General features: G+C 72.0%; 15 protein-coding genes. 8 read left to right on the top strand and 7 right to left on the bottom strand.

Annotated features, from left to right (window positions below):
* Positions 1-203, top strand: a 203-nt coding sequence (locus AB1578_18035) for a hypothetical protein (protein ID MEW6489794.1), incomplete at its 5' end; no start/stop codon positions are given.
* Positions 200-688, top strand: a complete 489-nt coding sequence (locus AB1578_18030) for a hotdog fold thioesterase (GenBank protein MEW6489793.1) — start codon at positions 200-202, stop codon at positions 686-688. The genes AB1578_18035 and AB1578_18030, both read left to right, overlap by 4 nt.
* 67 nt (positions 689-755) lie before the next feature.
* Here AB1578_18030 and hisG read toward each other — a convergent pair whose 3' ends face one another.
* The 6 genes from hisG to AB1578_18000 all read right to left on the bottom strand — a co-directional run bounded on the left by hisG (position 756) and on the right by AB1578_18000 (position 5,230).
* The gene (gene hisG, locus AB1578_18025) at positions 756-1,628 is read right to left on the bottom strand and encodes an ATP phosphoribosyltransferase (protein ID MEW6489792.1); all 873 of its coding nucleotides are present in this window, start codon (positions 1,626-1,628) and stop codon (positions 756-758) included.
* A complete protein-coding gene (hisI, locus tag AB1578_18020) occupies positions 1,625-2,002 on the bottom strand; it encodes a phosphoribosyl-AMP cyclohydrolase (GenBank protein MEW6489791.1) in 378 nt (125 codons plus the stop codon). Before hisI ends, hisG begins: the two co-directional genes overlap by 4 nt.
* A gap of 28 nt (positions 2,003-2,030) precedes the next feature.
* Positions 2,031-2,906, bottom strand: a complete 876-nt coding sequence (gene gspN, locus AB1578_18015) for a type II secretion system protein GspN (GenBank protein MEW6489790.1) — start codon at positions 2,904-2,906, stop codon at positions 2,031-2,033.
* A gap of 1 nt (position 2,907) precedes the next feature.
* Positions 2,908-3,435 carry a type II secretion system protein GspM gene (gene gspM, locus AB1578_18010; protein MEW6489789.1) on the bottom strand — a complete coding sequence of 176 codons (528 nt, stop codon included), beginning with the start codon at positions 3,433-3,435 and terminating at the stop codon, positions 2,908-2,910.
* A gap of 3 nt (positions 3,436-3,438) precedes the next feature.
* On the bottom strand, positions 3,439-4,866 hold the full coding sequence (gspL, locus tag AB1578_18005; protein ID MEW6489788.1) for a type II secretion system protein GspL: 1,428 nt from the start codon (positions 4,864-4,866) through the stop codon (positions 3,439-3,441).
* A 112-nt stretch (positions 4,867-4,978) separates the two neighbouring features.
* Positions 4,979-5,230 carry a hypothetical protein gene (locus AB1578_18000; GenBank protein MEW6489787.1) on the bottom strand — a complete coding sequence of 84 codons (252 nt, stop codon included), beginning with the start codon at positions 5,228-5,230 and terminating at the stop codon, positions 4,979-4,981.
* A 354-nt stretch (positions 5,231-5,584) separates the two neighbouring features.
* On the opposite strand from AB1578_18000, the gene AB1578_17995 reads away from it, so the two are divergent.
* From AB1578_17995 to AB1578_17970, 6 genes are all read left to right on the top strand, one after another.
* Positions 5,585-6,256, top strand: coding sequence for an alpha/beta fold hydrolase (locus tag AB1578_17995; protein MEW6489786.1), 672 nt, complete (start codon positions 5,585-5,587; stop codon positions 6,254-6,256).
* A 254-nt stretch (positions 6,257-6,510) separates the two neighbouring features.
* A complete protein-coding gene (locus AB1578_17990; protein ID MEW6489785.1) occupies positions 6,511-7,209 on the top strand; it encodes a hypothetical protein in 699 nt (232 codons plus the stop codon).
* 46 nt (positions 7,210-7,255) lie between these two features.
* Entirely contained in the window at positions 7,256-8,248 is a 993-nt protein-coding gene (locus tag AB1578_17985; protein ID MEW6489784.1) for an ABC transporter ATP-binding protein, read from the top strand.
* Positions 8,241-9,194 (top strand): oligopeptide/dipeptide ABC transporter ATP-binding protein, encoded by a 954-nt coding sequence (locus AB1578_17980; protein MEW6489783.1) that lies wholly within the window; start codon positions 8,241-8,243, stop codon positions 9,192-9,194. The genes AB1578_17985 and AB1578_17980 overlap by 8 nt, the downstream gene beginning before the upstream one ends.
* A 7-nt stretch (positions 9,195-9,201) precedes the next feature.
* On the top strand, positions 9,202-9,813 hold the full coding sequence (locus AB1578_17975) for a hypothetical protein (GenBank protein ID MEW6489782.1): 612 nt from the start codon (positions 9,202-9,204) through the stop codon (positions 9,811-9,813).
* Between the two features lie 64 nt (positions 9,814-9,877).
* Complete coding sequence (locus tag AB1578_17970; GenBank protein ID MEW6489781.1) at positions 9,878-10,726, top strand: isocitrate lyase/PEP mutase family protein; 849 nt, start codon at positions 9,878-9,880, stop codon at positions 10,724-10,726.
* On the opposite strand, the gene AB1578_17965 is transcribed toward AB1578_17970, so the two are convergent.
* A partial coding sequence (locus AB1578_17965) for a hypothetical protein (protein ID MEW6489780.1) occupies positions 10,723-10,907 on the bottom strand: 185 nt, incomplete at its 5' end. The two genes, AB1578_17970 and AB1578_17965, sit on opposite strands and share 4 nt — an antisense overlap.

Raw genomic sequence — 10,907 nt, 5'->3', positions numbered from 1 at the left:
CGGGGGCCCGCGCCGCCGTGCTGCTCAACCAGGCGGACGGTGCGGCTCAGTTGGCCGCCGCCGAGGAAATCGCCCGGGGCCTGCTCGGGACGCGGGCGGGATACGAACGGGTGGTGGCCGCGGCCCTAGGGGCGGGCCGGGGGGAGCCCGCGGTGCGGGCCGCATGGCGGGACCAACCTGCAAACGCGAGGGAGAAGCCGTGACGTCGCCGACAGCCAAGAGCCAACCCCTAACGGCCCCCGGTGGGTCCGGCCGGGACCACGGAGCGGCCATCCGGGAGGCGACCCGGCACGAGCCCTACGCCCGCAAGCTGGGCATGGAGTGCGTGGCGGCGGGGCCGGGGTGCTCTCGGGTAGAGATGACGGTGACCGAGGAGCTGTGCAATCTCTTCGGAACCGTCCACGGGGGTGCCGTGTTCAGCCTCGCGGACGAGGCGTTCCAGATCGCCTGCAATGCCCGGGGGGAGTCGGCCTTCGCCCTCAACGTCTCCGTGACCTACGTCGCCGCAAGCTTCCCGGGGGATCGGCTGGTGGCCGAGGCGCGGGAGCTCGCCGCCACCCGGCGCACGGCGAGCTACGAGGTGCGGGTGACCCGCCCGGGGGGCGAGGTGGTGGCCGTGGCCCAGGCCCTGGCGTACCGCAAGGGCGGCAAGCCCCCGTTTCTGGAGGACGGGAAGGGTGAAGGGTGAAGGGTGACGGGGCTTCTCCCATGGGTCTCGCACAACGATGCCAGCCAGAAAACCGCCGACCACCCGATCACAGAATCTTGTTGAGCGGATACTCGATGACCCCGGTGGCGCCGGTCTTGAGCAGGCGCGGGATGAGCTCGCGCACCACCGACTCGGTCACCACGGCCTCGAGGCTCAGCCAGTCGGAGCGGTAGAGGTGGGCGATGGTGGGCGCCTGAAGGCTCGGGAGAAGGTCGATCACGTCCTCCAGCCGGTCTCCCGGCACGTTCATCTTGAGGCCCACCATCCCATCGGCCTTGAGGGCCCCCTGGAGCAGGAGGGCGAGCTGCCCGATCTTCTCCCGACGCCAGGGGTCCTCCCAGGCGGCAGGGTTGGCGATGAACTTGGTGTTGGTCTCCAGCAGGGTTTCCACGATCCGCAGGCCGTGGGCCTTGATGGTCGAGCCGGTCTCGGTCACCTCCACGATGGCGTCGCAGAGCCCCTCCACCACCTTCGCCTCGGTGGCGCCCCAGGAGAACTCCACGTCCACGGCGATGCCCCGCTGCGCGAAGTAGCGGCGCGTGAAGTGGACGAGCTCGGTGGCGATCTTCTTGCCTTCCAGGTCCTCGGGGCGCTGCACGGGGCTGTCGCCGGGCACCACCAGCACCCAGCGAGCGGGCCGGGTGGAGGCCTTGGAGTACACCAGGTCGCACACTTCCACCACCTGGGAGTCGTTCTCGAGGATCCAGTCCTTGCCCGTCAGGCCGGCGTCGAGGACGCCGTCGGCTACGTAGCGGCTCATTTCCTGTGCCCGCACGAGCGAGAGGCGAAGCTCCGGATCGTCCACCGACGGAAAGTAGTTGCGGGAGTTCGCCCGGATCTTCCAGCCCGCCCGCCGAAAGAGCTCTACCGTGGCCTCCTCGAGGCTTCCCTTGGGAATGCCGAGCTTGAGCGGGCTCATGCCTTGTAGACCTCCGCGGGATCGAAGAGGGGCGTGCCCTGGGTGATCCAGCCGTCTTTCTCCACCCGGCGGTAGAAGCAGCTGCGGTGCCCGGTGTGGCAGGCTGCGCCCCCGATCTGGCGCACCTTGAGGACCACGGCGTCGGCGTCGCAGTCCACCCGGACCTCCTGCACTTCCTGAACGTTTCCGGAGGATTCGCCCTTCATCCAGTAGCGGTCCCGGGAGCGGCTGTAGAACCAGGCCTTTCCGGTCTCGAGGGTGCGGCGGAAGGCCTCGGGGTTCATGTAGGCGAGCATGAGCACCTCGCCGGTCTCGGCGTCCTGCACGACGGCGGGGAGCAGGCCGTCGCCCTTGGCAAAGTCGAGCGCATCCATGGGAACCTCGTGGGATCAGGAGGAAGAATTAGCGGGCGAGCAGACGGGGAGCCCCGAGGGTGCCCCGGATCCGGGCGGTGTACCGGCCGTCCGAGCCCCGGGCGCCGGGGAACATGGCAAACAGGAGGCCGAGCTCGCGGGAGAGCCGCTCATCGGGCCGCAGGGAGAGCAGTCCGTTGACGAGGCTCCGGGCGGCGTCGGCCCGAAGCAGCACGCTGCCGCTGAGCTCCACCCCCAGGTCGCCGTCCTCGAAGACGGCGCTCTCCACCTCCAGCTTCCCCCCGTCTGCCGACAGGCGAACCCGCCCGGTGCCCAGCCCGACCTCGGGCACCGGAAAACCCCACGCCGTGCCGGTCCCGATCCGCGCGCCCTGGAACACGAGCTCGGCCCGGCCGCTGGTCTGGGTGGCGTCGGGTTGGAGCACGGCGTCCACCTGGCCCGAGAAGCGCCCGGAGAGGGGCAGCTCCCAGGCGCCGGGGGGCGGGCGAAGCCGGGAGAGGTCCACGTCCTGCCAGGCCAGGGCGGCCCTGGACGCGCGCGCGAGCGACACCTGGGCGGTCAGCTCCCCTCCCAGGGAGAGGGCTGCGAGCTCGATCGTGGGCTTCGCCCGCAGGAGTCCGAGCAGCGGTGCACCGACCCTCGCGTCGTGGAGGTCGATGCCCCAAGCGGGGTTCTCCCCCGGGGCCACCCGCACCTTGCGGGCCCGCACCCCCGGGAAGGTCCCCGGCCCGAGACCCTCGATGCGGGCCGCCACGCCCTGGGCGGCCAATTGGCGCTCCAGGCTCAGCGCCAGCTCCGGGTAGGGCAGGAGCCACCACAGGGAGAGGAGGAAGACCGCGACCGTGAAGACGGTGTAGCCGAGCCCCTTCAGGATGCGGCGGCGCAGGATCGCGGTGGGACCCACCTCAGGTTGCCTCCAGGGGTTCGTAGGCCGACACCTGGAAGCGCACGTCCAGGAGGTCGGGGTCATCGAAGCGCGGCCGGATCTGGATCTGCTTCACCCGCAGGAGCTCCGGGGAATTCTCCACTTCGAACAGGTAGCGCACGAGCTCCGGCAGGCGCACCCGCTCCATGCGGATCTCCACGCCGTTCTCACTGTAGTACCGCGAGGCCTCGCCGGGGCGGGGACGCATCTGGACGATCCGGTCCTGAAGCTGCTGCCGCCGCGCCAGGCCTTCCAGGTACGACAGGATCGAGAAGTCGCGGCTGCGCCGGAGGTTGGCCTCGATGCCCTCGATGCGGGTGCGCAGGCTCTCGTGGCGGCCCGCCAGCTCCTGCACCTCCCGGTACTCGGCGCGCTTGGCCTGCACCCGGCGCTTCTGGAGGTCCACGTGGGCCTGGGCGGGCTCCCACACCCCGAGCCAGAAGGCTACCGCCGCCAGACAGGCGCCGCCGGCGCCCACGGCGATCTTCTCTCGGGAGGAGAGGCGCACGGTCTACCCCTCCCGGCCCAGGTTGACGGTGAGCTTGAAGAGCACCCGGTCGCGCTCCACGCCGGCCTTGGCGTCGCTCACGGCCACAGAGGAGAACCGGGGGTGCTGGGAAATCTCGGCCTTGATCCGGTCGATGGCGTCGAAGCTCGCGGTCACGCCATCGATGCGCACGCGCCCTTCCTCCACGGTGAAGTCGCGAAACTCCACCTCCAGGTCCTTGGGCAGGCGCGCCGAGATCTCCCGCAGCACCCGCAGGGGCGAGACCGCCCGGTCCACCAGGCTCCCCAGGCTCTGGGCGCGTGCTTCGAGCTCGCGCACGGCGGTGCGCATCTGGTCCACCTCGCTCACGATCGTCTGGACTCGGGGCAGGGTGCGCCGAAAGGTCTCGCGGATGTCGGTGCGCAGGGCCTCGTACTGGGCCTCACGGTACGCGGACTCGCTCCACATCCCGAAACCCCACAGCGTGGCCAGCACGGCTGCGTAGGCGCCCGCCACCGCCCCCATCCGCTTCCAAGGGCCCGACTCCTGGAGGGGGGCGAACGGGCCCTGCCGCAGGTTGACCTGGCTGGCGCGGCGCCCCGGGGCGTCGCGCAGGGCGAGGCCCAGGGGCACGGCCCACCCGGGCCAGGAGGCCCCGTCGCCGGAGGCGTCCACGAGCCCCTCGGAGGGAAAGGGAAGCAGGTCGACCGGGTGCTCCAGCACCGCTTCCCAGGCGGAAAGCTCCTGGGCCAGGGCCAGGGGCCCGCTCAGGTAGACGCGAGGGGCGGCTTCCCCGCCGTCTCCGGCAACTCGCCACCGCGAAACCAGCGCAGCGACCTCCCGGGGCAGGGCGGGGTCGTCCGCCGGGGCGGAGAAGGCAAAGAAGTCCCAGGGGCCGCTGGGCCCCACGGCCACCGCCTGGCAGAGGTCCTCCGAGAGGTCCACGATCACCGCCGGCTGGGCTGCCGGCAGGGCGCGGCCCGCCACCGTGGCCAGCGCCAGGGCCTCCACGTCCACGATCTGGGGGTCGAGGCCGGCGACTCCGAGCTCCTCGAGCAGGGAGCCCACCCGGGCTGTGGGGGCCGCCACGAGAAGGGCGGTCGCCCTCCCGGCGCGCCGCTCCAGCACGTGCACGTGGGAGACGAGGTCCTCCAGGGGAAGGGGGAGGCTCTCTTCCGCTTCCAGGGGGGCGGCCTGCACGACGCGGGCGCGGTCGGAGAAGGGAAGAGCCACGAGGCGGGGGAAGGCGCTCCCGCCGGAAATGGCGGCCACCACCGACTCGGCGGGGCGAAGGCCGGACTCCAGCAGGGCGGCACCCCGCTCTTCGGGCGTGCCCCGGGGCAGGGGGATGCGCGAGATCCCGGTTACCGAAGAGCTCTTCCACCCGCCCTTGAGGTGCACCCCGAGGGCGAAAGTCGTTCCCAGCTGAATTCCCAGGACGGTCTTGGGCATGGACGGCTCGAACCGGGTGAGGGTAGGGCGAAGGAAGACAGTAACGGAAAGGGAGGGGGGGAATCAAGAACGGCATCGCCCCTGCGGAAGCCGCAGGGGCGATGGTGTGGGATCATTCCTGGGCGAACTTGCGCAGCTGCCTGCGACGCCGTCGGGCCGCCTTGCGCTCCTTGATCCGCCGCATCTCGCTCTTGCTCACATAGAACGAGTGCCGCTTCACGGCAGGGAGGACGTTCTTCTGGAAGTCCTTCTTGAGCTTGCGGACTTCGCGCTCGAAGTCCCGCCGGGGGTCGCTGCCCCCTTCCCGGTCGAAGTCCCGGCGAGGCCGGCGCTCGCCGCCCCCAAAGTCGTTGCGTTCTCTCATCAACGGGGTTACACCTCCTCCCTCGTGAATTCTCCCGGCGCACCGGGAGTGCGATTTGATACCAGCTATGCCGGTAGCTGTCAAATGGGAAATGCCCCTGTGATGCAGCACCTGGGTGGTGAGCGGGGTCGGGGAACCCTTCCGCTCCACCGCGCAATCCGCGGTGTCTAGAGGGCATCTCCCCCAGGGAACAGGTGCGCCGAGCTTAACCCTTTTGGACCGGGTGCCGCCGATCGGTCGATGCGTGCGCGGCTGCGCTACAGGGCCCCCCGACCCCGCCCCAAAGTTTGATGGTGGATCCTGGGCCCCGCGGTGGTTGCCTGGGCCCAAGCGGCGGCGAAAGAGGAGGTCGGGATGGGGAAGGGGCGGGAAGAGCACGTCCGGTTCGGGTGCGGGGGGCTGGTCCTCGAGGGGGTCTTGCACCTGCCGACCGGGTCTGGGGGGCCGGTTCCCGGGGCAGTGGTGTGCCATCCCCATCCCCTGTACGGGGGCACCATGGGCAACCCCGTGGTGCGGGGCGTGAGTGAGGCGCTGGCGGCCCGGTCCTTTGCCGCACTCCGGTTCAACTTCCGCGGGGTCGGGGGCAGCGGGGGGGAGCATGGGGGCGGAGCGGGAGAGGTGGGCGACGTGGGGGCCGCCTTGGACCTGCTGGCCTCCCGCCCCGAAGTGGACCCGGCCCGGCTCGGGGTGGCGGGGTACTCCTTCGGGGCGGCGGTGGGGCTTCGGGCGGCGTGCGCCGATTCCCGGGTGCGGGCTCTCGCGCTCGTGGCGCCGCCCCTGGTGGCGTTTCCGATGGCCGAGGCGGCGGCCTGCCCCATCCCCAAGCTCGCGGTTTTCGGCACCCGGGACTGCTTCTGCCCGATGCCGCTCCTGGAGACCTGGTTCGCCGCCGCGGGCGAGCCCAAGCGGCGGGTCGAGATTCGGGGGGCGGACCACTTCTTCTTGGGCCGCGAGGGGGAAGCGGGCGAGGCCGTCGCCGCGTTTCTCTGGGCCTGCCTCGCCCCGGCCGCGGCGGCGGGCACCTGAGGCCGGCGCCTTGCTGGATCGGCCGTGGGTTTCTCGCCTCGCTAGTTCTGGACGGGAACGGCGCGGTGGGTGCAAAATGGCACACGCCAACCTCCGGGAAGGCGACAACGGCCCGCCGGGTTCCCTCAGAAAGCCGCCGTGCGAAGCTTGGGTCTGGAAGTGCTTTGGCCGATGGGTAAGGCGGGGATTTCGCCGAGTGCAGGAGAGCGCGCTTTCCGGGGAAGTCGGCCGGGCAGCCAGCAGATGGAGCAGCGATGACGAGGAAGAAGCGCCTGGGGGAGATCCTGATCGACCATGGGCTCTTGAGCGAGACCCAGTTGGCCGCGGCCCTCAACAGCCAGCGCACCTGGGGAGGAAAGCTGGGTTCCACTGTGGTTCGGATGGGGTTCGTGTCGGAGGAGCAGATCCTCAAGGCCCTGTCCACCCAACTGCGGCTGCCCGCGGTGGACTTCCGTAAGGTCTCGGTCTCGCCGCGTACCCGCGACGCCATTTCCCTGCGGGTCGCCGAGAAGTACAACGTGGTCCCCGTGGCCATGAAGGAAGAGCTGGGGAAGAAGATCGTGATCCTGGCCATGTCGGACCCCACGAACCTCGACGCGATCAGCGAGATCCAGTTCCAGACCGGGGTGAGCGTGCGGCCGGTGGTGGCCACCGAGTCGGCCATCAACAGGGCCATCGACCAGTATTACCGCAATCGCTCGGCCCCCGGGGGCCAGGCAGCCGCTCCGGCCGGCGAGCAGGGGTTTTCCTACGGGGTGGACCGCACGGTGGATCTGTCGAAGTGGGATGAGAGCCAGGAGATGGTGATCTTCCACCGCGACGAGGAAAAGCGGGTCTCGCCGCTGGAAGGGGCAGACGCCCTCACCCTCGTGAGGGCCCTGGTTCGGGTGCTCGAAGCCAAGGGGGTGATCCGCCGGGAGGACCTGGAAGCCGCCCTGCGCTCCCGGCCATGACCCCCTGGGGCCGGCCGGCCGAGACTCCGGGCGAGGAGACGGGGTGGTGACGATCCCGTCCCCAGCTCCCCTCTTGCAGGTGGAGGCGCTGCGGGTGGGCTTTCCGGGCGCCGGGGGCGAAGTGGCCGCGGTGCGGGGGGTGAGTTTTTCCCTGGAACGGGGAGGCACCCTGGGCCTGGTGGGGGAGTCCGGGTGCGGGAAGAGCATGACGGCCCTCGCGATGGCGGGGCTCCTGCCGCACCCGGGCCGGGTGGCGGGCGGCCGGGTGCTCCTGGACGGCAGGGACCTCACGGCCCTGGGACACGGGGAGCTGCGGGAGGTCCGGGGACGCTGGGTGGGCATGGTCTTCCAGGATCCCATGACCAGTTTGAACCCCGTCTTCACCGTGGGGTATCAGCTCGCCGAGGCCCTCACGGCCCACCTCGATCTCCCCCGGGCCGAGGTGCGCCGCCGCTCGGTGGCGCTCTTGCGCGAGACGGGGGTGCCCGAGCCCGAGGCGCGCCTGGCGGCCTACCCCTTCCAGCTCTCCGGGGGGTTGCGGCAGCGGGTCATGATCGCCATGGCCGTGGCGTGCCGGCCCGGTCTCCTCATCGCCGACGAACCCACCACCGCCCTGGACGTGACCGTCCAGGCGCAGATCATGGCGCTGCTCGCGTCCCTGCGGCGGGAGCTCGGGATGGCGCTCCTGCTGATCACCCACGACCTGGGGCTCGTGGCCCAGCACGTGGATCGGGTCGCGGTGATGTATGCGGGCCACGTGGTGGAGGCGTGCCCGACCCGGGCGCTCTTCGAGACCCCGCTCCATCCCTACACCCGGGGGCTGCTGGCCTCGGTCCCCGGCGCAGGCGGAGTGCCCCGCGGCCAGCGGCTGCGGGCCATCCCCGGAAACGTCCCCCCTCCCTCCCGGGTGCCGGCGGGATGCCCCTTTCGCGACCGGTGCGAGCTCGCCATCGATGGGTGCGCGAAGGCCCTGCCCGAGCTCGCCGAGAAGGCTCCAGACCACCGCGCGCGCTGCATCCGGGCGCAGAGCCATGTTTGAGCTCGCGGGCGTTGCCCGCCACTACCGAGTCCAGAAGGGCCCCCTGGGCCGCCGGCGGTGGCTGCGTGCGGTGGACGGGGTCGATCTGGCGGTGGGGCAGGGGGAGACCCTGGCCCTGGTGGGGGAGTCGGGGTGCGGCAAGAGCACCCTGGCGCGGCTGCTCCTTCGGCTGGAGGAACCCACCCGGGGTGCGGTACGCTACCGGGGTCAGGACCTGTGGGCCCTGGACGGCGCGGGGGTGCGCCGGTTCCGGCGGGAGGTGCAGATGGTCTTCCAGGACCCCTACGCCTCCCTCGATCCCCGGATGCGGGTGCGCGACATCGTGGGCGAGGGGCTCGCCATCCACGGCATCGGCGCCCGGGCGGACCGCCGGGCGCGGGTGGAAGCCCTCCTGGCCCAGGTGGGCCTGTCCCCCGAGGCGGGCGCCGCCTACCCCCATGAGCTCAGCGGGGGCCAGCGCCAGCGCATCGGCATCGCCCGGGCCCTGGCGGTGGAGCCGCGGCTGCTCGTGGCCGACGAGCCGGTGTCGGCGCTGGACGTCTCGATCCAGGCCCAGATCCTGAACCTGCTCCGGGATCTCCAGGAGGCCCTGGGGCTTACGTACCTCTTCATCAGCCACGATCTGCGGGTGGTGGCCCACCTGGCGGACCGGGTGGCGGTGATGTACCTGGGCAGGCTTGCCGAGGTGGCCCCGGCGCCGGAGTTCTTCGCCGAGCCGCTCCACCCCTATTCCCAGACGCTCCTGGCGGCGGTGCCGCCGGTCCGCCCCGGGGGCGGGACGCCGCTCCGGGTAGTCGAGGCAGACGTGCCGAGCCCGCTGGAACCGCCGAGAGGATGTCCTTTCCACCCCCGGTGCCCTCGGGCGTTCGGGCCGTGCGCCCGGGAGGTCCCCGGGCTCCGGTGCTTGCGGGCCGGCCGGAGCGTGGCCTGCCATCTCTACTCCTGAGGGAGCGATGCGCACACTGATTCCCCCGCTCGACGGCTGGGAGCGAAAGATCTTCTTCCTCTGCGTCGTGGTGAGCGTGGCGGCGCACCTGGGGTTTGCGTGGATGGCGACGCCCCGGGCCGAGCGCCCCGCCGAGGCGGCCCGGCCCACGGCGCTCGCGGAGCGCTTCGCCCAGGCCGTGAACCGGGCCACGGATCTCGATGCCCGCCAGAAGGCCCGGCTCACGGCGGTGCTGGAGCGGGTGCCGGCGCGCAACTGGTCCCTCGGGGAGATGGGACACACCCTCCAGTGGGCGGCCACGGACCTGGGGTTTCCGGTGAAGGAGAGCGACGTGGTTCGGGCCCTGGACGCCCAGAGGTCGCGGGAGGGCCGCTGGGACGTGCGGGTTTGGCTGGAGTGGGGGCAGGGGCGCGACGCGGCGGACCTCCTGGCCCTGGCCTTCCTCGCCGGGGAGGGCACGCTCCGGAGCGATTTCGGCTCCCACCGCCTCTGGGTCCACCTGTCCGCGCCGGACGGTGCCGGGCGGGTGGCCTTCGAGACCATGGATTGCCGGCTCTACCGGGCGGGCACCCTGGCCGCCACGGACCTGCTGCACCGGGCGACCTGGGTGCAGCCCTGATGCGCAGGAGAGCGCCGCCGTGCCCTCCCCGCCCGGAGCCCGCTCAGAAGTCGGCAGGTTCTCCGTGACGCCCGCCGCCCGGCTTCGGCACCTGCTCGCCCGGCCCGGCCTCCTCCAGGCCCCGGGCTGCTTCGACGCTCTCTCGGCCCGCCTGGTGGAGCGGGGGGGCTTTCGGGCCGCCTACCTCACGGGGTTCGGGGTGGCGGCAAGCGCCTTCGGGGTGCCCGACCTGGGTCTGGTCTCCTTCGGGGAAATGGTGGGCCGGGCCGCCGCCGTGGCTTCCGCGACCTCCCTGCCCCTCATCGCCGATGCCGACACCGGCTTCGGCAACGCCCTCAACGCCTACCGCACCGTGCGGGAGTACGCGCGGGCAGGGCTCGCCGCGGTCCAGCTCGAGGACCAGGTGGCGCCCAAGCGCTGCGGCCACACCGAGGGCAAGGAGGTCGTGCCCCTGGGGGAGATGGTGGAGAAGCTGCGGGCCGCCTGCGACGCCCGGGCCGAGGCCGACATCGTGATCGTGGCCCGCACCGACGCCCGGGCGGTGCTGGGCTTCGAGGCGGCCCTGGAGCGGTGCCGGGCCTTTGCCGACGCCGGGGCCGACGTGGTCTTCTGCGAAGCGCCCCAGACGGAGGAGGAACTGGCCCGGGTGCCCCGGGAGGTGCCCGCCCCGTGCCTCGTGAACCTGGTGGAGGGGGGGCGCACGCCGCTCCTGCCGGCCCAGCGTCTGGAGGCCCTGGGCTACCGCCTCGCCATCTACCCCGTCACGCTCCTGTACGCGGCCGTGGCTGGGATGGGAGCCCGCCTCGGGGGCGGCACCCTCCAGCCCTGGGAGGGCCCCTCGAGCTTCGAGGACTTGAAGGGCCTCGTGGGTTTTCCCGAGTGGGGAGCGCGGGCGGCTTCCTACCGCGGCTAAGATCCGTTGGGGGGCGGCGGCGGGGCGCGGTTGGGGTCGGCGTTGCGGCGCTCGCGCGCCGCCGCCACCTGTGTCACCGCTTCTTCCACCTCGGGGCTCAGCTCCTCGCCGAACTGGCAGGGAAGCCGCGCGGTGATGCCCCAGAGCTCCCAGGGGGGAAAGGGAGCCACCGTGCCCAGGG

The sequence above is a fragment of the Thermodesulfobacteriota bacterium genome (genome assembly GCA_040756475.1).
GTDB lineage: Bacteria > Desulfobacterota > Deferrisomatia > Deferrisomatales > JACRMM01 > JBFLZB01.
The sequence above is the reverse complement of the archived record's forward strand: the minus strand, read 5'-3'. Positions and strand labels throughout refer to the sequence as shown.

What these genes read in the sequence shown, in the direction of transcription:
- AB1578_17990 (MEW6489785.1), top strand. Translation starts at nt 6,511, where the DNA reads ATGACGAGGAAGAAGCGCCTGGGGGAGATCCTGATCGACCATGGGCTC.
- AB1578_17975 (MEW6489782.1), top strand. Translation starts at nt 9,202, where the DNA reads ATGCGCACACTGATTCCCCCGCTCGACGGCTGGGAGCGAAAGATCTTC.
- hisI (MEW6489791.1), bottom strand. Translation starts at nt 2,002, where the DNA reads ATGGATGCGCTCGACTTTGCCAAGGGCGACGGCCTGCTCCCCGCCGTC.
- AB1578_18000 (MEW6489787.1), bottom strand. Translation starts at nt 5,230, where the DNA reads ATGAGAGAACGCAACGACTTTGGGGGCGGCGAGCGCCGGCCTCGCCGG.
- gspL (MEW6489788.1), bottom strand. Translation starts at nt 4,866, where the DNA reads ATGCCCAAGACCGTCCTGGGAATTCAGCTGGGAACGACTTTCGCCCTC.
- AB1578_17980 (MEW6489783.1), top strand. Translation starts at nt 8,241, where the DNA reads ATGTTTGAGCTCGCGGGCGTTGCCCGCCACTACCGAGTCCAGAAGGGC.
- hisG (MEW6489792.1), bottom strand. Translation starts at nt 1,628, where the DNA reads ATGAGCCCGCTCAAGCTCGGCATTCCCAAGGGAAGCCTCGAGGAGGCC.
- AB1578_17995 (MEW6489786.1), top strand. Translation starts at nt 5,585, where the DNA reads ATGGGGAAGGGGCGGGAAGAGCACGTCCGGTTCGGGTGCGGGGGGCTG.